This is a genomic window from uncultured Christiangramia sp. (genome assembly GCF_913046405.1).
GTDB classification, from domain to species: domain Bacteria; phylum Bacteroidota; class Bacteroidia; order Flavobacteriales; family Flavobacteriaceae; genus Christiangramia; species Christiangramia marina.
The window spans coordinates 1-21,471 of the sequence record NZ_CAJWRQ010000006.1 but is presented as its reverse complement, the minus strand read 5'-3'; the positions used below and the strand labels follow the sequence as shown (position 1 = coordinate 21,471).

The window sequence follows — 21,471 nt, the reverse complement described above, 5'->3', positions numbered from 1 at the left end:
TATGAAATTACAGGGAATCATTTTCAGCTTAATTTTTTTCATTGGAACTTCCGGGTTTAGTCAGAATGCGCTGGAAGATCTATTGAAAAAGTATAATTCTGGTGATGTTGCATACACTTCCGTAGAGCAACTGCGCATGGATCAGTTAAATGACGAGGTGATCATTCTGGATGCGCGTGAAAGCAACGAATATAAAACCAGCCATCTTAAGGATTCAAAATTTATAGGATATGATAATCTTAATCTGACTGTTCTGGACTCAATTTCCAGGGATAAACAGATCGTAGTATACTGTTCCGTAGGGATTAGATCAGAGAAAATTGCTCGCAAGGTTCAGAATTTGGGTTTTGGAAATGTAAAAAATCTGTACGGAGGAATTTTTGAATGGAAAAATACCGGCTATCCTGTTTATGACAATAAAGGCAAGGAAACCGAAAAGGTTCATACTTTTTCAAAACACTGGTCGAAATATCTTAAGAACGGAGAAAAAATTTATTAGGTGTCAAAAGAAAATCTGCTAATCATATTTACAAAAAATCCTGTTCTTGGAAAGGTAAAAACCAGGCTAGCCAAAGGAGTAGGAGATAAGAAAGCTCTTGAAATTTATAAATTTCTGCTGAAGCATACGAAAGATATAACCGGTAAACTCAACGTAAACAAACAGGTTTATTACGCCTGGAATATCGCTGAAGACGATATCTGGAAAGATGGAGGTTTTCAGAAGAGATTGCAGGTAGAAGGAGATCTGGGAGAGAAAATGGAAGCTGCTTTCAAAGCTGGATTCGACGAAGGCTACAAGAAAATTTTGATTATTGGAAGTGATCTTTACGATCTTAATACAACAGATCTTGAAAATGCTTTTGAAGAACTTGAAGCTCACGATTATGTTATCGGACCTGCTGAAGATGGTGGATATTACCTTTTAGGTATGAAATCATTAAATTCAGCTTTATTCATCAATAAAGCATGGAGTACTTCGAGCGTATTTGAGCAAAGTCTTCAGGACATGCAGGATGGAACTTATAAAGCGCTGCCACTAAAAAACGATATAGATACGCTGGAGGATATCAAAGGTCATCCGGCTTTTCAAAAAATGATAAATAATGACAGATAGAATAAACGAATCGGTAGATTATTTGAAATCCAAAGGATTCGGCGAGCCCGAGGTTGGGATCATATTAGGTACAGGTTTAGGTAAACTACTGGACGATGTAGAAATTGAAGTAACCGCCAGTTATAATCATATCCCATATTTTCCAACTGCCACGGTGGAATTTCACAAGGGGAAACTAATTTTTGGAACCCTGGCAGGAAAGAAAGTAGTCATCATGCAGGGGAGATTCCACCTGTATGAAGGTTACAGCCTTTTTGATGTTACATTCCCGGTAAGAGTAATGAAGCGTTTAGGGATGAAGCGTTTGCTGGTTTCCAATGCTTCCGGAGCAATTAATCTGGATTACGGTAAAGGCGAGTTGATGCTTATCGATGACCATATTAATCTTCAGGGTGGTTCGCCACTGGCTTTTCACGGCGTTGAACATTTGGGAGAACGTTTTGTGGACATGAGCGAACCTTATGATAAATCCATGAATGAGCACTTTGAACATACCGCAAAAGAGCTTAATATTACTTTGCATAAGGGAGTTTATGCTTCGGTATTGGGGCCTCAACTGGAAACCAGAGCTGAATATAGATATTTAAAGATGATCGGTGCAGATGCTGTTGGAATGAGTACAGTGCCTGAAGTGATCGTTGCCAACCACTTGGGGATTCCGGTTTCAGCAATTTCTGTGATTACAGACAAAGGGGATCCGGATAATCTTGAAAAAGTAGATATTCAGGAAATTCTGGCAATGGCTGCTAAAGCCGAACCTGATATGGTTAAACTATTTAAAGAATTACTTAAGAGATTATAAATGAGTTATTTAGAGATTACTAAAGACGTTTACCGTGAAGCAGCACTTACACCAGATGTGGGACTTTGCTGCACTACGAACCCGATCTGGGAACTTCCGGGATTAAAGATTCCGAAGATCATGCAGGAGATGAATTATGGTTGTGGTTCTACCGTGCATGCCCGGGATCTGACTAATAATCCGCGTACACTTTATGTGGGTGTAGGTGGCGGAATGGAACTTTTACAGTTCGCTTATTTTTCCCGAATGAAATCGGGTGTGGTTGGAGTAGATGTGGTAGATGAAATGCTGGAAGCGTCCCGCAAGAACTTTGTGGAGGCAGAAGCCCAGAACCCATGGTTTAAATCTGAATTTGTAGATCTTAGAAAAGGAGATGCTACGGCATTACCGGTTGAAGATAACTCTATAGATGTAGCCGCACAGAACTGTCTTTTCAATATTTTTAAAACTGAAGAGCTTACTCAGGCTTTAAAGGAAATGTACAGGGTGCTAAAGCCGCATGGAAGACTTGTAATGAGTGATCCTACGTGTGAGCAGGAGATGAATGATGAACTTAGAAATGATGAACGCTTAAGAGCGCTTTGTCTTTCCGGAAGTTTAAGCATCAAGGATTATGTGAAAGCATTGACCGATGCCGGCTTCGGAACTATCGAGATCAGGGCCAGAAAGCCTTATAGAATTCTGGATCCCAAAAACTATCCTACAGATGAATTGATTTATATCGAATCTATTGAAGTAGCGGCGATCAAAGATCCTATGCCAGAAGATGGGCCGTGTATCTTTACTGGAAAAGCTGCGATCTATTATGGAGATGAAGATCATTTTGATGATAAAAAAGGACATATTTTATTGAAGAATCAGCCAATTGCAATTTGTGATAAAACTGCAGGTGCATTGGCAGATCTTGGAAGAGATGATATTTACATTAGTGAGTCCACCTGGCATTACGATGGTGGTGGATGTTGCTAATTAAAAAAATAAGATTATGAAGAAGGTATTTTTAAGTTTTCTAATCCTGGTCTCAGGGGCATTTATTTGTCAGTCCTGTAACCTTATTTCGAGCGCAGGCTTCAACAGTAAAGGATTGCCTACACCAGATTCTGCAAATACTTCTGCAGCTGCAGAGGACAAAGTAGATCATTCTGGCTGGGATCAACTATTGAAAAAGCATGTGGATGACGACGGAATGGTAGATTATAAAGGTTTTCAGAAAGACCGGCCAGCACTTGATAAATATTTAAAGATGCTTTCTTCCATGCAGCCAGATGATACCTGGAATCGTGATCAACTTCTGGCATATTATATCAACCTCTATAATGCGTACACGGTGGATCTTATTCTTCGGAATTATCCAACGAAGAGTATTAAGGATATTTCCGGAGCATGGACCAAAGAGTTCGTCAAAATCGGAAAGAAGGAAATTTCACTTGGTGCCATTGAAAATAGTCTGTTACGAAAAATGGATGAGCCAAGGATTCACTTTGCGATCAATTGCGCGTCCATAAGCTGTCCAAAACTTATTAATGAAGCTTATACCAGCGAGAATATCGAAAAACAACTGGAAAAGGCTACAAATGAATTTATCAATTCAGATAAGAATGAAATTTCAGCTTCGCAACTAAAGCTTTCATCGATTTTTGATTGGTACAAGAATGATTTTACTGAAAATGGATCTTTGATCGAATACATCAATCAATATTCAGAAGTAAAGATCAATTCGAATGCCCAGGTAGACTACAAGAACTACGACTGGAACCTGAACGAAGCAAAATAAGTTCTGTGATAAGTATCATTATCCCGGTCCATAATGAAGAGAAGCAGCTTCCGGCTTTGCTAAAATACCTGGAAACTGCTTCTTCTACTTATATACGGGAAATTCTTGTTGTGGATGGTGGAAGTACAGATGAAACTTCCCGTCTTGCCATCGAACACCCAAAGGTTACCTATTATCTATCTGGAAAAGGCCGGGCAGTTCAAATGAATTATGGCGCAAAAAAAGCAAAAGGTGAACTGCTGTATTTCCTGCATGCCGATAGTTATCCACCGGAAAATTTTGATATTTTAATCAAGGAGGTGGTCAGAAAAGGCAATGATTGCGGGTGTTTTCAAATGCGCTTTGACAAGGATCACTGGTGGTTGAATTTAATGGGACAATTCACAAAATTTAATCATCTATCCTGTAGAGGAGGAGATCAATCTTTGTTCGTAACCAAAGATCTATTTCATTTCCTTAGCGGTTTTGATGAAAGTTATACGGTTTACGAAGACAACGAATTTATAAAACGGCTATATGAGCATGGATCATTCACAGTGATCAGGAAATGGCTTACAACTTCTGCGCGTTTATACGAGCGTATGGGTGTCTGGAAAACGCAAAAGTTATTTCTTGAGATCTACTGGAAAAGAAGATTTGGTGCTAGTGCTGAAGATCTGCGTTCTCATTATTGCAAACGGATTAATTCCTGAAGCTGCCGTAAAAGCTTTTCAGCTCTATTTCTGCTGGTTTATTCTGCGGAGTAAATCTGGAGTTTTCGAGTCCGCCGCTATTGGTTCGTTGATGCCATTTCCAAAGAAAACCACCCGCAAACCACTCTTTAGACCAAACCTGTTCAAAAAGAACTTTATAAGCATTTGCCTGTAAATTAAAATTGAGACCGGGATGTTCCCGTTCAGAATTCCATGGCGTTTTCAAGGCATGGTCAATACTTCTATATCCAAATTCTGTAAAAATTATCTTCTTCTCAAATTTATCAGAGACAGATTCCAGTGAATTAAGATGAGGTTCCCAGCCTTCTTTTATTTGATCAATATCGGGAGAAGCTTCGTCACTTAGAGGAAAGTAAGCGTCCACGCCAATATAATCCAGTTCATCCCATATCGTAGTTTGATCAAATTTATCCCAGTTTTCAGCATAAGTTATTTCACCGCTGTATATTTTTCTCACTTCGGAAATCAGGTTTTTCCAGAAGTCGAGTCTGTTGCTTACAAAATTGAAAAGTTCGGTTCCAATACAGAATAACTCCACATCTAGTTCTTCTGAAATTTCAGCATATAAAAGAATAAATTCAGCATAAGAATCTTCGAATTGCTTCCAGTCTTCTTCAGTTTCAAATTTAAGATCCCCCGTGAATGTTCCATTCCGAAGCCATATCTGCGGCTTTACCATGATCTTTAGATTTCGCTCTCTTAATTTTGAAACAGTATGCTCAATACCTTCCTTGCGTTCACCAAACCACTGCCGATTAATGTTAAATTTTAGCTGAGGTTCCTGGCTGCCTGGTAGAAAACCAAAGGGCATCAGGGCAATGTAATTGGCTTCAGTTTCAGCAACATAGTTTATTTCAGTATCGAGAATAGAATCCCGGGAAGCAACCAGGCTAACCCCATTCATTTTAGGTGATCGTTGATTTGTTTGACAGGACGCTGTTAGTAAACCGACCATTAGAAAGATCTGAATAATGAGGAGTGCCGATTTCCACTGCATGATTGAGCGATTATTGAGTAGTATAATTGGGTTTGTAGTTATTTTCGGCTTACTTTACTAAGTGTATTCTGGCCTGTAGCAAATTATAAAAATAAATGGAGCATATCGTTATCATTGGAAATGGAATTGCTGGTATCACTGCTGCCCGGCATATTAGAAAAGCTTCAGACTGCAAGATCACCGTAATTTCCGGGGAATCTGACTATTTTTTCTCACGTACCGCTTTAATGTATGTCTATATGGGACATATGAAATGGGGCCATCTAAAGCCTTATGAAGACTGGTTCTGGGAAAAGAATCGAATAGAACTTAAGAATGCCTGGGTTGATCACATAGATTTTCAACACAAAGAACTTAGTTTTTCTTCCGAAGAAACATTGCACTACGACAAGCTTATTCTGGCTACCGGTTCCTTACCAAATCGCTTTGGCTGGCCCGGAGAAAATCTCAATGGCGTGCAGGGAATGGTCACCAAACAAGACCTGGAAAAACTGGAAGAAAGAACCTCCAATATCAAGCAGGCGGTTGTCATTGGTGGCGGACTCATTGGCGTGGAACTGGCAGAAATGCTGCATACACGCAAGATTCCGGTGACTTTACTGGTGAGAGAAAAAGGCTTTTGGAGCGGCGTATTGCCACCACAGGATGCAAAGATGATATCAGAGCATATCCTGGCGCATGGAATAGACCTTCGTCACGAAACAGAACTTGAGGAGATTCTTGGAGATGAACAGGGTAACGTTCGTGGTATTAGAACCAAATCTGGAGAAGAGATCACTTGCGAATTTGTTGGTCTCTGCGCGGGTGTAAAACCTAATATCAACTTTCTTGAGAACCTTGAAATTGAAACCGAAAAAGGCATCCTCGTGAACGAATTTCTCGAAACCAGTATTCCAGATGTTTACGCGATTGGTGATTGTGCACAACAAAGAAAAGCCATAGGAGAACGAAAACCGGTGGAAGCAGTATGGTACACTGGCAGAATCATGGGTGAAACTGTAGCCAGAACGATTAATGGAAACCGAACTCCTTACCAACCAGGTAACTGGTTTAATTCTGCTAAATTCTTCGATATAGAATATCAAACATATGGCTGGGTGTTTAATAAGCCTGGTGTAAATGAGCAGCATTTTCACTGGCAGCACGAAAGTGGAGAAAAGGCGATTACGATCGCTTTTGATACTGAAACAGGAAAATTCAAGGGCATCAATACCTTCGGAATACGAATGCGACAGGAGGTATTCGATAAATGGCTGAATGAAGGAAAGACGATAAACCACGTTTTATCAAACCTCAAAGCAGCCAATTTTGATCCCGAATTTTATGAGCATCACGAGGCTGAGATCTTTAAAAGTTTTACAAACAATTTACAAAGCACCTAATGAGTAGAATTGAACAAAATATGTCTGTAACCGGCGAAGCTGCAGCATCTCTCAATACAGGACAGAAATTATCGACTTTGCTGGGGATGTCTGGACTCATCATTCTTTGTCTCGCTGCTTTAAATCTAAATTTCCCTAACAAGGTTCTTTGGCTAAGTATTGCTCTAGGATCGATCACTGCAGGAATTGTGTGGTTCGCTCAGGCTACCTATTCGGGAACGCATGCAGGCATTAAGAACGATGGAGTATGGTTTAAGAGTATGACCAGCCGCGGGTACGTTGCTTATCTTACCGGTGTTGGATTGACCGGATTCTATATATTGCTTTATTTTTATCCCCAATATCTTGGTTTACGGGCAGAAGGGGGTAACGTTGGATTGATCGCTCTTTTCGATCCTCTAAGTTATTTGCTAAGTGGCAATCCGGCGAGCCAGTGGTTCGTGTATGGAACTCTATATACCATCGCCATTCTGGCTTTTGGAGTGAAATTTCTTTGGAAGTACCGGCATAACCGCTATGAGAAACTAAGAACTTTTAGTGTGATGTTCTTTCAGCTGGCATTCGCATTTCTTATTCCTGAATTTATGTCCAGGCTTAATGACGATGGGATGAACCTGCCGTATTATGATCTTAAGAATATCTGGCCGCTTAATTATTATAATTTCGAACAATACAGGGTAGATGGTTTTCTTTCTTCAGGTAATATAGGGCTGGCTTTGCTAATTTTCGGTGTGGTTTCAATTTTTGTGATCACCCCGATTCTGACTTACAAATACGGAAAAAGATGGTACTGCAGCTGGGTATGTGGTTGTGGAGGTCTCGCTGAAACTGCAGGTGATCCATACCGCCAACTTTCAGATAAGAGTCTTTTCGCCTGGAAAGTTGAGCGATGGGTGGTGCATAGCGTGCTTGTTTTTGTGGTTTTGATGACTACCGCTGTCATCTACAGTTACCTTGGTTATGATTCTTCAAAATACTGGCTTACACGCGATGTTTTCCTGATTGGTGTTGGGACATTTCTAACCTTGCTGTTTGCAGCGATCTGGTATTATAAGAGAGAAGAATTACAGAAAGACGCACGATACGGTGCAATTGGATACCTCGTGATCATCCTGGGATTAATAGCTTTTCACTATTTCAGCGGACAGAATTTATTCTTATTTAATGCAGAAAGCCTACGCCAGGCTTATGGTTTTCTGATAGGGTCGATATTTAGCGGAGTCATTGGTACCGGTTTTTATCCAATTTTCGGAAATCGCGTATGGTGTAGATTTGGTTGCCCAATGGCGGCAATTTTAGGAATGCAACAACGTCTATTCTCAAAATTCAGAATTACGACCAATGGTGGCCAGTGTATTTCCTGTGGAAACTGTTCTACCTATTGCGAAATGGGGATCGATGTACGGGCATACGCGCAAAAAGGTGAGAACATCGTTCGATCCAGTTGTGTTGGCTGCGGAATCTGCTCAGCGGTTTGTCCCAGAGGTGTACTTAAACTGGAGAATGGATCTACCAGTAACCGGATCACGGTAGAAGATGGAGTTGTGGGAGATAATGTAGATCTTTTGGATCTTCTGAAGCAGAAAAGCTTATAAATTGTAAGGAGTTCGCTTATTTTCGCACTTCTTAAGCTGAACTGAATAACTACGCATGCATTCTTCCATTAAAGTGATCATTCCAGCCTTTAACGAAGCCGATTCAATAGGTTTAGTGATCAAGGACATTCCTGATATCGTGGAAGAAGTGATCGTGGTTAGCAACAATTCTACAGATGCTACTGAAGCAAATGCTGCCGCCGCAGGTGCTACTGTGCTGCGGGAGAATAGAAAAGGCTATGGCTATGCCTGCTTAAGAGGAATGCAATACATCTCTGAACAGTCGGCTAAACCAGATATTATTGTATTTCTGGATGGAGATTATTCAGATTATCCTTCAGAATTAGTAAGGATCATTCAGCCGATCATTGATGATAACAAAGATTTCGTTGTAGGAGCGAGGGTAAAAGAATGGCGGGAAACTGGTTCGATGACCTTTCCGCAGATCTTTGGAAACTGGCTGGCTACAAGTTTGATGAAATTGTTCTTCAATTCTACGTTTACAGATCTTGGACCTTTTCGAGCGATCAAATATGAGAAATTACTTCAGCTGGAGATGCAGGATAAAACCTATGGCTGGACGGTAGAAATGCAATTAAAAGCACTTCGGAAAAATTTAGATTATTCCGAGATCCCAGTGCATTATCGAAATCGGATCGGGGTTTCCAAAGTTTCAGGAACACTTAAAGGTGCTATCTTTGCAGGTGTAAAAATATTAGGATGGATCTTCAAATACAGTTTTAAATGATAGACCTTCTGGTGATCATACTATACACGTTTGCGTTGCTGGTTATTTTCATCTACAGCCTCTCGCAGCTACACCTTTTGCTAAATTACTTCAAAGCTATAAAGTCTAGTGACACTTCAGAAAAATTCAACTTCGAAGCGAATGATGACTACCCCATTGTTACCATACAATTGCCGCTCTATAACGAAGAATACGTAGTTGAACGGTTACTGAAAAATATTGCCAGAATAGAATATCCAAGGGAAAAACTCGAAATCCAGGTCCTGGATGATTCTACAGATGATTCTGTAAACATCACTTCTAAACTTATTAAAAGTCTTAGCCAGCAAGGATTGGATATACAGCATATCTGCAGGCAAACACGCACTGGATTTAAGGCCGGAGCTTTGAAAGAAGGTCTGAAAATCGCTCGTGGAGAGTATATCGCGGTATTTGATTCAGATTTCGTACCTGGCAGAAATTGGCTAAAACAAACATTGCCCTATTTTAAAAATTCCAGGATTGGTGTGGTGCAAACCCGTTGGGGACATCTAAATCGTGATTATTCGCTACTAACCAGGATACAGGCTTTCGCGCTTGATTTTCATTTTATACTGGAACAAACCGGGAGAAATTTTGGTCGCAATTTTATTAATTTCAACGGGACAGCGGGAATCTGGCGAAAGGATTGTATTCTCGATGCAGGGAACTGGAGTGGCGATACACTTACAGAAGATCTTGATCTCAGTTATAGGGCCCAGATGAAAAAATGGGAATTCAAATACCTTGAAAATGTAGAAACTCCAGCCGAATTACCCGTGGTGATTAGTGCAGCAAGGAGTCAGCAGTTTCGATGGAACAAAGGTGCTGCCGAAAATTTCAGGAAGAACTATGGAAAATTACTAAGAGATAAATCGGCATCATTCAGTACCAAGTTTCATGGGTTCTTTCATCTTTTGAACTCCAGTATGTTTTTGATCGTTTTGTTTCTTGCGGTGCTAAGTTTGCCGGTACTTTACATCAAGAATTCCAATCCGGCTTTCGACTGGTATTTTAATCTGGTCGCAGTATTTGCTCTAAGTACGCTTATCTTTTTTCTTTGTTACTATGTTGCCTGGTCAAGAATACATGGAAAAGGACTCAGATCCTTTCTTAAGTTTGTAGGGATGTTTCTCACCTTTTTTTCAATAGCGATGGGATTTTCAGTTCATAACTCACTCGCTGTTCTGGAAGGCCATCTCGGGAAACGCTCAGAATTTATAAGAACTCCAAAATTCAATATTGGAGAAAGTGGTGGTAAATGGAAGGGTAATAAATATCTATCGGGCAAGTTTTCAAGAAATATCATTATTGAAGGCGTACTGTTTCTTTATTTTGGCTTTGCAATTTATAGCGCATTCCGACTTCAGGAATTCGGACTCATTATTTTCCACCTTATGCTTTTCGCCGGATTTGGTTTCGTTTTCATTCAAAGTTTAAAGTCTGAAGTTTAACTAACTTAGTCGGAAATCTTCGTACCGGAATGGATCTAAAACTGCTCAGGCTTTACAAATTCCCAATGCTTATAGCGCTCTCCTGTGTAGCCTTTTACTGGACTTTTGCATATGGAGTAGACCGCGAAGATTTTGGGCGGCTGGTGATGCTTTATACAGCCTTATGCATACTTAGTTACAAGCTTTATAACTTACTTCGTCACAATTTCAAATTCCTGGTCATACTCGCGATCATATTTAGATTAGTCTTCTTATTCGCACTTCCAGAACTTTCACAGGATTATTTCAGATTTATTTGGGATGGCCAGCTTATTAATGCAGGGATTAATCCATATCTATTTATTCCTTCGGAAATTTCTAATGAGCTTAATTTTTCGAATACCGAAGTTTTATTACAGGGAATGGGAAGCCTTAGCGCAGGACATTATTCAAACTATCCACCGGTTAATCAGCTGCTATTTGCAGTTTCCTCGTTTCTAGCAAATTCCAGCCAATTGCTGAATGTGATGTTTCTAAGATCGCTAATTATTCTGGCCGATCTCGGCACAGTGTTTTTTGGTGCTCGTTTGCTTTCAAATCTCGGAATGTCCAGGGATAGGATCTTTCTCTATATTCTCAATCCTTTCATAATCATTGAAATGACGGGAAACCTGCATTTTGAATCGGTCATGGTGTTTTTCCTGGCCTGGTCACTCTATTTATTACATAATAATCGCTGGATAGCTTCTGCTATAGTGCTTGGTTTGTCCATTTCTGTCAAACTATTACCACTGCTTTTTCTGCCACTATTTTTTGGTTTTTTTCTGAAGAATTCGAAGCTGTCTTTCGTAAAGTTGCTTGGATTTTATAGTCTGATAATCCTAACACTAGTGATCTCTTTTGCACCATTTTATTCCGAAGAGGTAATGGCGAATTTTATGGCGAGTGTTGGATTATGGTTTGGCAAGTTTGAATTTAATGCCTCATTATATTACCTGGTAAGGTGGATAGGTTTCCAGGTGAAAGGCTATAACATCATTGAGACCGCTGGCAAGATCTTACCCGTAATCACATTTGTTGCGGTTCTACTTCTGACTTTTCTGAGGAAGAATGGGACGATGCAGAGCTTGATAAGAAGTATGCTATTTGGTATTTCTGTTTATCTACTTCTGTCCACAACTGTGCATCCCTGGTATCTGGCAATTCCACTCTTTCTAAGTGTGTTCACAAGATTTAGACTTATGCTCATCTGGTCCTTGCTGGTCATCCTGAGTTATTCGGCTTATTCCAATGCTCAATATGATGAAAATCTATGGCTGGTAGCCTCAGAATATATTATAGTAATTGGATATTTCCTGTATGAACTATTCCTTCAGAAAAGTTCTAAGCCTGTGGATCGGGTTTATTAGATTTCTTCAGAAGATAGATATCACGCATATAGATGAGTGCACCAAAGAAATGTGCAGCCATAAGTACCGGGTCTTCTCGAAATATTCCGTAGGTAAAAAGCAAGCTGGAACCTATTAAACTAAGGACCCAGAAACCCAGCGGTAATGAAGATTCCTGATTTACTTCAGAATAATACCACTGGTAAAAAAATCTTGAGGTATATACAATTTGAGCTACCAGACCTAAAGCGATGATCCAGCCGGCAATATTTTCAGACCTAAGGACATCATCCCAGGTTTGTGTTCCGAAAAAAGTGATATAGGCGGCAATCGCAAATGGGAAAATAATGACCAGGCCTTTAAAGAAGATATTTCGGTTTTTCCATTCGTTCATTAAAGAAAGATTTCTCCAGTATACTCCGTAGATGAGGAACTGTCCTAACATGATGGCGAAATCATCCCGCAAATATCCATAGGTAAACAGCAAGATAGAGGCCAGTAAACTGAGTTTCCAGAACAATACGGGAGTTTCAACTTCCTTGGATTTTTCCGAAAGAAACCATTGACTTATCAGTCTAGCACTAAATAATAGCTGCGCTAGAAAACCTATTGCAAATATTGGCCAGTTCTCCATCTAGTTCTTCATTCTTTTGAGGATCTTCTTTAAACTATTCTTCATCATAGATTGAGCACTTACAGAGAATGCAAAATCCTTACTATCATCAGGAACTTTCAACTCAGACCGTACGTGGCTGTTATAAACCCTAACTTTTTCATTTAAATTAATGATTTCCAGCGACACCTTGGTCACATTGGCCTCACCAGGATCGATATTCCCTATCTGTAGAGATCCAAGATCGTCTGCAGGCTTTTCAGCTTTAATATTGATAAAATAGTCATAGCCTTTTGCTCTTGAGGACAATTGTTCAAGATATTCAGCGGAGTTATTGAAACCAGGCTGTGAGTTGATCAAAGTCACCGGCGTGTCCTGTATGCTCACTAGTTTCCCATCGGGGATACGATCTTCTAATTTGTCAAAAATCAGCTCTCGCAATTCAAGCCGAACGCTTTCTGGGGCATCAATGATATTTAGTAAATAGGTGCCTTCAGGAAAACTGTAAGTTTTTTGCGAATTATTGGAGAACACATAACGTGGTGTATTACAGGATTGTATTGAGATGGTGACGAGGATAAAAAAAACCAGTTTCTTCATGGAATATAAAACAGAAAAGCTGCTCAATATTAGGCAATTTCGCCTGTTGAGCAGCTTCAATGTAAGGTAATTATTTGTTAATTACATATCCAGGAGATAGGCAAATATGAGCGGTGCAACGATGGTCGCATCACTTTCAATAATATGTTTAGGAGTGTTGATGTCAAGTTTCCCCCAGGTGATTTTCTCATTTGGAACAGCTCCGGAGTACGAACCGTAACTGGTTGTAGAGTCCGATACCTGGCAGAAATAACTCCAGAAAGGAGTTTCCGTACGCTCCATATCCTGATAAAGCATTGGAACCACGCAAATTGGGAAATCCCCGGCAATACCACCACCAATCTGGAAGAATCCAATTCCATCTTTGGAATTTTCAGTATACCAGTCGGCAAGGAAGGTCATATATTCAATTCCAGATTTCATAGTGCTGGCCTTCAGTTCACCTTTAAGCACATATGAAGCGAAGATATTTCCCAAAGTAGAATCTTCCCATCCAGGAACCACCATGGGCAGGTTCTTTTCCGCAGCAGCATACATCCAGGAATCTTTTAAGTCGATCTCGTAATGCTCCTCCATAACTCCGCTTAACAATAATTTATGCAGAAATTCATGCGGGAAATAACGTTCTCCTTTTTCTTCAGCATCTTTCCAGATCTTAAAAATATGATCCTGAATTCTACGAAAAGCCTCTTCCTCAGGAATACAGGTATCTGTAACCCGGTTTAGACCTTTCTCCAATAGATCCCACTCATCCTGAGCGGTAAGGTCTCGATAATTTGGAACTCGTTTATAATGTGAATGTGCTACAAGATTCATGACGTCCTCTTCCAGGTTTGCCCCGGTACAGGAAACGATATGCACCTTGTCCTGGCGAATCATCTCGGCAAAGATCTTTCCTATCTCTGCAGTACTCATTGCCCCGGCAAGAGAAACAAGCATTTTTGAACCGCCTTGCAGCTGTTTTTCGTAATCTTTTGCAGCATCTACTAACGCCGCCGCATTAAAATGCAGGTAATATTTTTCTATAAATTGGGAAATATGTCCTTTACTCATCTTCGTCTTCTTCTGTGAAATTTTGGTATTTAAATTTGTAGCTCAGCATTTTGTAATAAAGTTTTGCAGCCAGGAAGTCAGAAGATTTCTCTTTCTTATCCGGGCAAAGTTCTACGATATCAAAGCCAACTACATTCTTTTTTTTGAACATCATTTTCAAAAATTCCAGGGTTTCATACCAGAATAATCCGCCTGGCTCCGGAGTACCGGTTGAAGGCATGATACTCGGGTCAAAAGCGTCAAGATCTATGGTGATAAACACGTTTGGAGTCATTTGTCCAATCGCATCTTCCTGCCAGTCTTCATAAAGATCATGCGCGAAATATACCTGATTCTCGTCCATATGATCTTTTTCTGAAATGTCCATGGAGCGTATTCCTACCTGAATAAGATTCGTGGTCTTACTGGCTTCATGAAGCGCACAGGCGTGGTTGCAGGTCGAACCTTCGTATTCAGGTCTTAGATCTGCATGAGCATCCAGTTGTACTACCGTAAGGTCTGAGAAAGATTCATTAAAAGCTTTGATGCTACCAATAGAAACTGAATGTTCACCTCCGAATAGAGTTACGAATTTCTCCTGTTTAATATAGTTTTTGGTGGTTTTGTAAACCGCTTCGACCATCTTTTCGGGAGAAGAATCCTCGGTCACCGGTGGTGCCAGGTAGATTCCCTTTTTGTAAACCTCGGTATTTGTCTCGATATCATACAGCTCCATATTTTCTGAAGCGTCTAAAAATGCGTCCGGACCTTTATCGGCTCCTTTTTGCCAGGTACTGGTTCCATCATACGGCACAGGAATCAATACCACTTTTGCTTCGTCTATACGAGCATATTTATCGGGTATCCCGGCGTAATTCTTTTTGCTCATGGCTAATTGAATTGTTTAGTTAGTTGTTTATTAGTTGGTTAAGGTATCGTTTTAATTATTTCTATCATAGCCAAGAATACTTAGCATGTCTTCAGAGTTCTGTTGTTCGCTGAAAAGTTTCGTTGTGATCGTGTCATCTTCATCCCGGTCGATTAAAATATGTTTTGGCTGCGGAATAAGACAATGCTGTAATCCGCCGAAACCTCCAATCGTATCCTGATATGCACCGGTATTGAAGAACCCAATATATAAAGGTTTCTCTTTTTTAAACTTCGGAAGATAGATCGCGTTGGTATGTTGTTCAGAATTATAATAATCGTCACTGTCGCAGGTTAGTCCTCCCAGCAAAACTCTTTCATACTCATCATTCCACCTGTTTACTGCCAGCATGACGAATTTCTTGCTGATCGCCCAGGTATCTGGCAATGTAGTGATGAACGAAGAGTTGATCATATTCCATTTTTCACGGTCATTCTGCTGTTTCTGATATAAAACCTCGTAGATCGCACCGCCACTTTCACCAACAGTAAAACTTCCAAACTCAGTAAAGATATTTGGAACATCTACGCCAGCTTCTTCACAGGTTAGTTTGATCTGGTTAATGATTTCATCAACCATATAAGCATAATCATAATCAAATGCCAGTGAGTTCTTGATAGGAAATCCACCACCAATGTTCAGGCTATCCAGGCTAGGGCATAGTTTCTTTAAATTGGTGTATACTTTCAAACATTTATTCAATTCGTTCCAGTAGTAGGCCGTATCGCGAATCCCGGTGTTAATGAAAAAATGTAGCATTTTAAGGTCAACCTGATCGTTATCCTTCAGTTGTTTATGAAAAAAAGGAACGATGTTCTGGTATCCAATTCCCAATCTTGAGGTATAAAATTCGAATTTTGGCTCTTCTTCAGAAGCGATTCTTATTCCTACCTGGAATTTCCCGTCCACTTTTTCTGAAAGTAAATCCAGTTCTTCGTAATTATCGATCACAGGAATACACTTTTTGTGTCCGCTATTGATCAGTCTACTTATGTTTTCAACGTATTGATCTCTTTTGAAGCCATTACAAATTACCCAATGATCATTGGATATCTTTCCTGCAGCTTTAAGCTTTTCAACAATGTTAATATCAAAAGCTGAAGAAGTTTCAATGTGTATGTCATTTCTTAAAGCTTCCTTGAGAACATGTTCAAAATGGGAGCTTTTAGTGCAATAACAGTAATTATAGGAACCTTTATAATCATGTTTTTCCAGAGCGGCCTGAAACCAGCCTTTTGCCCTATTGATATTCTGTGATATTTTAGGCAAGTATGTAAACTTGAGGGGAGCGCCATACTGCTCCACAAGCTTCATAAGATCAATATCATGAAATTTTAATTGTGTTCCTTCCAGTGAAAATTCTTCCTGTGGAAAGTAATAAGTCTGGTCTATGAGATCGCTGTACTTTGTATTCAATTTGCGTAAATGATTTTAGAGCTAAAAATTAGATAATAATTGATAGGGTCAAAAAGATCGACTAATAAATTAATGTTAAGATAAGAGATAGGCTCGCTCCATTGCGTAACGATAGTAATCTGATCGTCATGGAGTTGCAATGCTGAAGGCTTTTCAGCTAATAAAAAGATATCTTTATTCAATTACCTATAGATCGACAGGAAGCCAGGGAAATTGATCCGACTTTTGACGTGGTAAATGTATTTAAAAAATGAAAATAGAAAAGCTAAAAAATGAATTAGTGCATTCCAAGATTGATAACCTCCTGTTCAGTAAGGTTTCTGGTGCGCCCGCGAGATAGATCTTTCTTGGTTAGACCTCCAAAAACAACGCGATCCAGGCTTTCTACATCGTACCCCATGCTCTTAAAGATCCTGGTTACAATATGTTCCTTAATGCTGTAAAGTTCGATCCCAACTTCAGTATGAGGTTTGTCGTCAATGAAGCTAATGCTGGTCACGATCACTTTAGAACCTTCAAGGAAAACACCTTTTTCGATAGATTCAAGATCTTCCCTGGAAAGAGCTTTACTAAGCGTCACGTGGTAGATCTGGCGTATTCCGTTCTTAGGTTTGGCCAGTTTTTTAGCAAGAGTTCCATCATTGGTGAATAGCAAGAGACCCTTGGCCTGATTGTCTAATTTACCTACCGGACTAACTCTGGCATCGGTCACTTTTGAAACAAGCTCCATCACAGTTTTACCACCTTTTTCAGGGTTTCCAGTTACAAAAAATCCAGCAGGTTTATTCAGAAGTATATATTGTGGTTTCTCCGGGTTGATTCGGCGACCATCAAAACGAACATCGTCTTCAAGTTTTACCCTATAACCCATTTCTGTAACAGACTTCCCGTTCACAGTAACATTTCCTGCAGCAATGTACATATCTGCATCTCTACGGGAACAAATTCCAGAGTTTGCGATATATTTATTAAGACGAATACCTTCGGTATTGGAAAGCGGACTCTTCTCCATTTTCGGCTTTACCGGAGCATTCCCGCGTGCGTGAGATTTTTTCCTGGTACCACCACCTTGTCTACCACTATTCTTACCACCTGTAGATCTATCGTTTCTGCTCATTGCCAAAATTTTTGCAAAGATACGTTATCCCGCATGAGGATGCTAAGTATTTGAGAAAACTTTTAAGATGAGGGTATTACCCTAAAAAACCCGGTTGAGCACTTCCTGTAGATCAATAAGCAGAATACTGAATACGCCTACAACAATGATCAATTTCAAAATATTGTGTAATAGGAGGTATTGCCACTTGGCTTTACTGAAGTATAAGAGTAGAAGAAAAACACCGAGCAGTAGCAGTGAAGTGTAAAAATAATAATTCATGTAACCTGTCTGAAATTGAGTGATCAACAGGTAAATAGGTATGATGGCAAGCACAGCACATACAGCAAGACAGAATTTGCTCCATCGCTCTCCGAATACAAGAGGTATGGTTCTGTAATTCTGGGCGAGGTCACCCTGCATGTTTTCAAGATCTTTTACAAGTTCCCGCATAAGGATCATCAAATAGAGAAATACGGCATGAATAAATATGACCGTCTCAAAATTTCTATAATAAACGAAGATCACAAAGAATGGAGTGATCGCAAGAATGGAAGCGACTAAATTCCCCAGAAACAGGATCTTTTTCAGGCGATGTGAGTAGAACCAGATCACGAAGATGTATATACTGAAAAATACCACCGCTTTGAATGATACATAACTGGCAAAAAAGATTGCAGCAAAATTCAGAATAAAATAAACTGATAATTTTGTACGCTGACTAACCACCCGGTCGAGCATCGTTTTTTTGGGACGATTAATAAGATCTTTTTCGCTATCGTAGAAGTTGTTGATAATATATCCTGAAGCGATCACAGTAGAGGAAGCCAGGATCAAGAAAAACAGGTTAGCATCTAAAAATACTTCCCGCAATGGTTTATCTGGGGCAAGTATAAATGCTGAAGTTAAATACTGCGCAAGGACGACCACCAATATATTATATCCCCTAACTACAGAAAATAAACTGAGTATTTTCAGTAGCAGGCGCTTTTTCGCGATCCCTGGCATAAAATTGAGTTTAGAAGTTGTAAACTACTTCCAGGTTGTATCCTTTAAGCGATTTTCTTGCTTTTTCGATATCTTCAGTAAAACCAAGGATGTAACCTCCACCACCAGACCCACAAAGTTTCAGGTAGTAATCATTGGTTTCGATCCCTTTTTGCCACAGTTTATGGAACTGCGCAGGAATCATTGGTTTGAAGTTATCCAGGACGGTATGAGAAAGCTTCTTTACGTTCTTGAAAAGCGATTTTACATCTCCTTTCAAAAAGTCATCCACACAGGCATCTGTTTGAGTAACGAACTGGTCCTTCAGCATTTTTCTAAAAGGCTCCTGCTTCATATTCTCCATGAAAATACTCACCATTGGTGCAGTATCTCCAGTAATTCCACTGTCAAGTAAGAATACAGCTCCAGTTCCATTTTCGGTTTGAGAAGGAATTCCTGCAGGTTCAATATTTTCTTTGGAATTAATAAGAATAGGTATGCTCAAATATGAATTTAGCGGATCCAGTCCTGAAGATTTTCCGTGGAAAAACGATTCCATTTCTCCAAAGATCTTTTTTAGCTTTAATAATTTGTCCCGGGTAAGATTCTCAAGAACGGTGATCTTATCATGGGCATATTTATCATAAATAGCGGCAACTAATGCGCCACTACTACCAACACCATAACCTTGAGGAATACTTGAATCAAAATACATTCCGCTGGAAATATCAGCCTTAAGAGCTTCAATATCAAATTTCACAAGTTCCGGATTGTTTTCCTGAAGTGCTTCAAGGTAAGCAGCAAACTTACGCAGATTGGTATTCGATTTTTTAGCCTGTTCGGTGTCATTATCAGACAACTTCAGGGCACCATTATAGAAGTTATATGGAATCGATAAACCTTTGGAATCTTTAATGATCCCGTATTCTCCGAAGAGAAGAATTTTTGAGTAAAATAAAGGTCCTTTCATAAGCATTCAGGTTCAACAGGCAGAAATGTAGCCGTAAACTTGTTAAAATTACAATTTTTTTGCTCCATTCCCAACCTGGTCGCAAATATAGTGTCCATTCTCACAATACGCAACTAACTCATTCTTAATGAACTCTAAAACTTTAGAAGCGTGATCTTCAGGATATAGTAAATGAACGTTGGCGCCAGCATCCAGGGTGAAACAAGCGGGGATACTGGTATCTTCTCTAAACTTCCAGATTTTGTTGATGATTTCCAGTGTGTTTGGTTTCATAAGAATAAAATACGGCTGACTACTCATCATCATGGCGTGAAGTGTCAATGCTTCACTTTCCACGATTTTTATGAATTCTGAATAATCACCAGATTTCAATGCGAGAATCAGTTTGCTTAGATTTTCGTGAGCTTGTTTGAAGCGCTCTTCAGCAAAGGGATGTCCATGCATTAGATCATGACCCACCGTACTGCTCACCTGTTTTTCACCTTTGTCTACAAGTAAAATCGTGTCCTGGAAATTCTGAAAGTTTTTATGTAATTCATCTTCATATCTAATGGCAAAAAGATCTGATGAACTGTCAAATTTATTATGTTTTCCCCAGATCATAAGATCCCCCTGGATACTTCTGGAGGCACTCCCGGAACCAAGTCTTGCCAGGAAAGATGCTTTTCTTTGGAAGTGATCTTCGCTCATTTCAGGATCTAGCTGGCTTTCAAGATCCATAATGCAAAGAGCAAGCGCGCTCATCCCGGAAGCAGAAGAGGCGATGCCGCTACTGTGAGGAAAGCTGTTTTCACTTCTTATAACAAAATTATAATCATTTAAATATGGGCAGTATTCCTGAATGCGCTCAAAAAACTTCTGAATCTTAGGTTTGAAATCTTCTTTAGGTTTATCCTCAAAATAGAAATCGAACTCAAAACTGTCAGATTTATCCTCTTTTTTCTGAAATTCCAGACTAGTGGTAGACCTGCAATGATTTAGCGTAAAACTAATGGAAGGATTTGCAGGGATTTGATGTTCCTTTTTACCCCAGTATTTGACCAGTGCTATATTACTTGGGGATTGCCAGCTCACCTTGCCCGACTTTATTTCCTTTGAATACATAGAGGGCACAAATTCCTGATGCGTCATTCTGAAAAATTTTTGTCAAAGATAACTTTATGTAAAGATATGGAGATGTTTCCTTTTAAATAAATTGCTATTTTAGTAAGAGTAACCAACCAGATATGACCACAAATCTTCTCATAAGAAGCACTTTTGCGGTAGGCATTTGTCTTGTCTTCGGTCTGCTTGGTGCGGTCGCTATTCAAACTGGAATGGCAGATTGGTATACAGGCCTGCAAAAACCCTGGTTCTACGTCAAAGACGATATTTTAAGCTCGATCTGGCTTTTTATGTATGTGTTGCTTGGAGTCGCTGCTGGAATCGTTTGGAGTAAAGGTTTCTATCACAAATGGGTGAAAACAGCACTTTACCATTTTGGTTTCCAGTTATTGCTGAATGGTTTCTGGTTCCTGCTGTTCTTTGCACTTGAAAAACCAGTCCTGGCGATGTTGGATCTGGCACTGCTGTTTGTGGTTACACTTTTCACCATAAAATGGTTTAAGATCGTAAGTAATACAGCTGCATATACGCTTATTCCATATGCGGTATGGATTCTTCTGGCCTTTGCTTTTAATTTCGAGATCTGGCGGCTTAACTCATAGCCTTTGCAGCAAGAAATCCACCTGTCCACGCATTCTGAAAATTAAAACCTCCAGTGATTGCGTCTATATTCAAAATCTCTCCAGCAAAATATAGATTAGGGTGTAGTTTGCTTTCAAATGTTTGAAAATCTACCTCTTTTAGATCGATTCCTCCAGCGG

General features: G+C 39.7%; 23 protein-coding genes. 12 read left to right on the top strand and 11 right to left on the bottom strand.

Features of this window, described 5'->3' with window-relative positions; genetic code table 11:
* The first annotated feature begins 1 nt into the window (after nucleotide 1).
* From QZ620_RS01475 to QZ620_RS01450, 6 genes are read left to right on the top strand one after another with little or no spacing between them, the layout of a single operon-like run.
* A complete protein-coding gene (locus tag QZ620_RS01475; protein WP_295178326.1) occupies nucleotides 2-499 on the top strand; it encodes a rhodanese-like domain-containing protein in 498 nt (165 codons plus the stop codon).
* Nucleotides 500-1,114 carry a TIGR04282 family arsenosugar biosynthesis glycosyltransferase gene (locus QZ620_RS01470; RefSeq protein WP_295178324.1) on the top strand — a complete coding sequence of 205 codons (615 nt, stop codon included), beginning with the start codon at nucleotides 500-502 and terminating at the stop codon, nucleotides 1,112-1,114. It abuts the gene before it with no gap.
* Entirely contained in the window at nucleotides 1,104-1,916 is an 813-nt protein-coding gene (locus QZ620_RS01465) for a purine-nucleoside phosphorylase (protein ID WP_295178321.1), read from the top strand. The genes QZ620_RS01470 and QZ620_RS01465 overlap by 11 nt, the downstream gene beginning before the upstream one ends.
* The gene (gene arsM, locus QZ620_RS01460) at nucleotides 1,917-2,885 is read left to right on the top strand and encodes an arsenosugar biosynthesis arsenite methyltransferase ArsM (protein ID WP_141878975.1); all 969 of its coding nucleotides are present in this window, start codon (nucleotides 1,917-1,919) and stop codon (nucleotides 2,883-2,885) included.
* 16 nt (nucleotides 2,886-2,901) lie between these two features.
* Nucleotides 2,902-3,690 (top strand): DUF547 domain-containing protein, encoded by a 789-nt coding sequence (locus QZ620_RS01455; RefSeq protein ID WP_295178316.1) that lies wholly within the window; start codon nucleotides 2,902-2,904, stop codon nucleotides 3,688-3,690.
* A gap of 5 nt (nucleotides 3,691-3,695) precedes the next feature.
* Complete coding sequence (locus tag QZ620_RS01450; RefSeq protein WP_295178313.1) at nucleotides 3,696-4,382, top strand: TIGR04283 family arsenosugar biosynthesis glycosyltransferase; 687 nt, start codon at nucleotides 3,696-3,698, stop codon at nucleotides 4,380-4,382.
* Here the strand turns inward: QZ620_RS01450 and QZ620_RS01445 are convergent.
* Entirely contained in the window at nucleotides 4,372-5,400 is a 1,029-nt protein-coding gene (locus QZ620_RS01445) for a glycoside hydrolase (protein ID WP_295178310.1), read from the bottom strand. The genes QZ620_RS01450 and QZ620_RS01445 overlap by 11 nt on opposite strands.
* Nucleotides 5,401-5,495: 95 nt before the next feature.
* Between QZ620_RS01445 and QZ620_RS01440 the strand changes: the two genes are divergently transcribed.
* From QZ620_RS01440 to QZ620_RS01420, 5 genes are read left to right on the top strand one after another with little or no spacing between them, the layout of a single operon-like run.
* Nucleotides 5,496-6,782: an FAD/NAD(P)-binding oxidoreductase gene (locus tag QZ620_RS01440; RefSeq protein ID WP_295178307.1), complete on the top strand. Its 1,287-nt coding sequence runs from the start codon at nucleotides 5,496-5,498 to the stop codon at nucleotides 6,780-6,782.
* Complete coding sequence (locus QZ620_RS01435) at nucleotides 6,782-8,377, top strand: 4Fe-4S dicluster domain-containing protein (protein ID WP_295178304.1); 1,596 nt, start codon at nucleotides 6,782-6,784, stop codon at nucleotides 8,375-8,377. The genes QZ620_RS01440 and QZ620_RS01435 overlap by 1 nt, the downstream gene beginning before the upstream one ends.
* A gap of 55 nt (nucleotides 8,378-8,432) precedes the next feature.
* A complete protein-coding gene (locus QZ620_RS01430; RefSeq protein WP_295178302.1) occupies nucleotides 8,433-9,125 on the top strand; it encodes a glycosyltransferase family 2 protein in 693 nt (230 codons plus the stop codon).
* Complete coding sequence (locus QZ620_RS01425; RefSeq protein ID WP_295178300.1) at nucleotides 9,122-10,597, top strand: cellulose synthase family protein; 1,476 nt, start codon at nucleotides 9,122-9,124, stop codon at nucleotides 10,595-10,597. The genes QZ620_RS01430 and QZ620_RS01425 overlap by 4 nt, the downstream gene beginning before the upstream one ends.
* A 29-nt stretch (nucleotides 10,598-10,626) precedes the next feature.
* Nucleotides 10,627-11,985, top strand: a complete 1,359-nt coding sequence (locus tag QZ620_RS01420) for a mannosyltransferase (protein ID WP_295178298.1) — start codon at nucleotides 10,627-10,629, stop codon at nucleotides 11,983-11,985.
* On the opposite strand, the gene QZ620_RS01415 is transcribed toward QZ620_RS01420, so the two are convergent.
* The 9 genes from QZ620_RS01415 to QZ620_RS01375 form a co-directional block, all read right to left on the bottom strand.
* Complete coding sequence (locus tag QZ620_RS01415) at nucleotides 11,960-12,598, bottom strand: lipid-A-disaccharide synthase N-terminal domain-containing protein (RefSeq protein WP_295178296.1); 639 nt, start codon at nucleotides 12,596-12,598, stop codon at nucleotides 11,960-11,962. The genes QZ620_RS01420 and QZ620_RS01415 overlap by 26 nt on opposite strands.
* Nucleotides 12,599-13,204 (bottom strand): hypothetical protein, encoded by a 606-nt coding sequence (locus QZ620_RS01410; protein ID WP_295178294.1) that lies wholly within the window; start codon nucleotides 13,202-13,204, stop codon nucleotides 12,599-12,601. It lies immediately after the preceding gene.
* A gap of 54 nt (nucleotides 13,205-13,258) precedes the next feature.
* A complete protein-coding gene (locus tag QZ620_RS01405; protein ID WP_295178291.1) occupies nucleotides 13,259-14,230 on the bottom strand; it encodes a deoxyhypusine synthase family protein in 972 nt (323 codons plus the stop codon).
* Nucleotides 14,223-15,098 (bottom strand): agmatinase, encoded by an 876-nt coding sequence (gene speB / locus QZ620_RS01400; protein WP_295178289.1) that lies wholly within the window; start codon nucleotides 15,096-15,098, stop codon nucleotides 14,223-14,225. Before speB ends, QZ620_RS01405 begins: the two co-directional genes overlap by 8 nt.
* Before the next feature lie 51 nt (nucleotides 15,099-15,149).
* On the bottom strand, nucleotides 15,150-16,553 hold the full coding sequence (locus QZ620_RS01395; RefSeq protein WP_295178287.1) for an arginine decarboxylase: 1,404 nt from the start codon (nucleotides 16,551-16,553) through the stop codon (nucleotides 15,150-15,152).
* 277 nt (nucleotides 16,554-16,830) lie between these two features.
* Nucleotides 16,831-17,670, bottom strand: coding sequence for a pseudouridine synthase (locus QZ620_RS01390; RefSeq protein ID WP_295178285.1), 840 nt, complete (start codon nucleotides 17,668-17,670; stop codon nucleotides 16,831-16,833).
* A gap of 81 nt (nucleotides 17,671-17,751) precedes the next feature.
* Entirely contained in the window at nucleotides 17,752-18,657 is a 906-nt protein-coding gene (locus tag QZ620_RS01385; protein WP_295178283.1) for a geranylgeranylglycerol-phosphate geranylgeranyltransferase, read from the bottom strand.
* Between the two features lie 10 nt (nucleotides 18,658-18,667).
* Nucleotides 18,668-19,606 (bottom strand): mevalonate kinase, encoded by a 939-nt coding sequence (locus QZ620_RS01380; protein WP_295178282.1) that lies wholly within the window; start codon nucleotides 19,604-19,606, stop codon nucleotides 18,668-18,670.
* A 48-nt stretch (nucleotides 19,607-19,654) separates the two neighbouring features.
* Nucleotides 19,655-20,737 carry a diphosphomevalonate decarboxylase gene (locus QZ620_RS01375; protein WP_295178280.1) on the bottom strand — a complete coding sequence of 361 codons (1,083 nt, stop codon included), beginning with the start codon at nucleotides 20,735-20,737 and terminating at the stop codon, nucleotides 19,655-19,657.
* 95 nt (nucleotides 20,738-20,832) lie between these two features.
* Between QZ620_RS01375 and QZ620_RS01370 the strand changes: the two genes are divergently transcribed.
* Nucleotides 20,833-21,312 carry a TspO/MBR family protein gene (locus QZ620_RS01370; RefSeq protein ID WP_295178278.1) on the top strand — a complete coding sequence of 160 codons (480 nt, stop codon included), beginning with the start codon at nucleotides 20,833-20,835 and terminating at the stop codon, nucleotides 21,310-21,312.
* Here QZ620_RS01370 and QZ620_RS01365 read toward each other — a convergent pair.
* A partial coding sequence (locus tag QZ620_RS01365) for an NAD(P)/FAD-dependent oxidoreductase (protein ID WP_295178395.1) occupies nucleotides 21,302-21,471 on the bottom strand: 170 nt, incomplete at its 5' end. The genes QZ620_RS01370 and QZ620_RS01365 overlap by 11 nt on opposite strands.